General features: G+C 72.2%; 2 protein-coding genes. Both read left to right on the forward strand.

From position 1 onward, the window contains the following. The first annotated feature begins 7 nt into the window (after window positions 1–7). Entirely contained in the window at window positions 8–1,384 is a 1,377-nt protein-coding gene (locus G4D87_RS37130) for an SLC13 family permease (protein ID WP_163787497.1), read from the forward strand. 117 nt (window positions 1,385–1,501) lie between these two features. After that, window positions 1,502–1,959, forward strand: a 458-nt coding sequence (locus tag G4D87_RS37135) for an OsmC family protein (RefSeq protein ID WP_163787496.1), incomplete at its 3' end; no start/stop codon positions are given.

Raw genomic sequence — 1,959 nt, forward strand, 5'->3', positions numbered from 1 at the left:
CAATCCCCTGGCCGAAGCGGCCTCCGCCGAGGCCCCCCTCTCCGCGACTCCACCCGGCGTCTCCGCGTCCCGGCATGCGTTCGCGCTGGCCGGGCTCGCGGGGGTGGCGCTGGTGGCGCTCCTCGGCGTCGAGGGGCCGGTGGCCACGCGCACGGTGCTCATCGGCGGTGCGTGTCTGGTGCTCTGGCTGACGGAGGTGGTGCCGTCCTTCGTGCCCACGCTGCTGCTGCTGGGCGCCACGCCCGTCCTCCTGGGGCCGCTGGACCGTGCCTATCAGTTGCCGTCGGTGCTCGCGTGGTGCGCGGACCCGGTGCTCATCCTGTTCCTGGGTGGCTTCACGCTGGAAGTGGCCGCCATGCGGCACGGCCTGGACGCCTCGGTGGCGCGGCACGTGATGCGGCTGTCGGGTGGACGGCCGCGGCGGCTGGTGTTGTGGGTGATGGCGGGCGTGGCCTTCCTCTCCATGTGGATGTCCAACGTGGCCGCGGCGGCGATGATGCTGGCCGCGCTTCGTCCCCTGCTCCAGGCGATGCCCGCGGGCGCGCCGCTGCGGCCCGCGCTGCTGCTGGGCGTGGCCCTGGGCGCCAACGTCGGCGGCATCGCCACGCCCGTGGGCAGCGGTCCCAATGCGCTCGCCGTCTCCGCCGCTTCCGGGCATGCGCAAGTCACCTTCGCGAAGTGGATGTCCTTCGCCCTGCCGCTCACGCTGCTCCTGCTGCTGGTGGGCTTCGGACTGGTGCTGCTGCGCTTCCGCGTGGGCGGCAGCCTGACGCTGCCCACCGAGGCGCCCGTGTCCCTGGCGCGCTCGGGACGCCGCGTGCTCTGGGTGAGCGCGGCGTGCGTGGTGGCCTGGCTGTCGGAGCCGCTCCACGGGGTCCCCGCGCCCGTGGTGGCGCTGGCCGCCACCGCGCTGCTCTTCGGCAGCGGCCTGCTGAAGCGCGAGGACCTGGGCCGGTTGGACTGGGCCACGCTGCTGCTCATCGCCGGCGGCATCGCCCTGGGCCGGCTGCTGGAACACTCCGGGCTCATCACTCGCGCGCTGGCCAGCGCGGACCTCGCGGGCTGGCCGGTGCCGGTGCAGCTGGGGGTCTTGGTGGTCGCGGCGGCGGTGCTGTCCGCGCTGATGAGCAACACCGGGACCGCGGCGCTCCTCATCCCCCTGGCCACGCAGCTGCATCCCGCCGCGTCGACGCCGATCCTCGTGGCCCTGGGCTGCTCGCTGGGCATGCCCTTCGTCATCAGCACCCCGCCCAACGCGATGGCGGTGGGAGAAGGACTGGCCTCCTCCGAGTTGATGAGATTGGGGGTTCCCCTGATGTTGGGCGGTTGTCTGCTGGTGAGCCTCTCGGGACCCGCCGTGTTGCGCCTCTTTGGATTGCCATGAGTTTCTCTTCCCGCCTGCTCGGCACCCCGGTACGAACGCGGCGTCCCGGAAGAAGCAGTCGCGCGGCATGCGCGTTGAAGAGGCACTGCCTGCTCAGGCTTCGGCGGAGGTGAGCTCGTGACGAATGTGACCATCACTGAGTACGAAACGCGCCTCTATTGGCAGGGAGCGCGCGGCGCCGTGCTGACGAGCGACCGTGCGCCGCCCGTGCCCATTGGCCAGCCGCTGACCGGACAGGAAGCGGTGGCCGTGGGCCCCTGGTCCCCGGAGGCCCTGCTCGTGGGCGCGGTGGAGGGACGCACCCTGCTGGCGTTCCTGGAACACGCGCGGGAGGCGGACGTGCGCGTGCTCTTCTACCAAAGCTCCGCGGTGGCCCGCGTGGTGTGTGGCTTGGACCAGCCGCCGCACCTCACCGACCTCATCGTGCGCCCACACGTGGCCGTGGCCACCGAGGCCGACGCGGAGGCCGTCCGCCTCATCTTCACCGAGCTCCCCGCGCACTGCTTCCCCAGCTCCGTCATCCACATCACTCCGCGCATCGAACCGGTGGTCGAGGCGTGGCACGCTCGTAGCAG

Origin of the sequence: Myxococcus vastator, from assembly GCF_010894475.1 — a bacterium.
In the GTDB taxonomy this organism is placed as follows: Bacteria; Myxococcota; Myxococcia; order Myxococcales; family Myxococcaceae; genus Myxococcus; species Myxococcus vastator.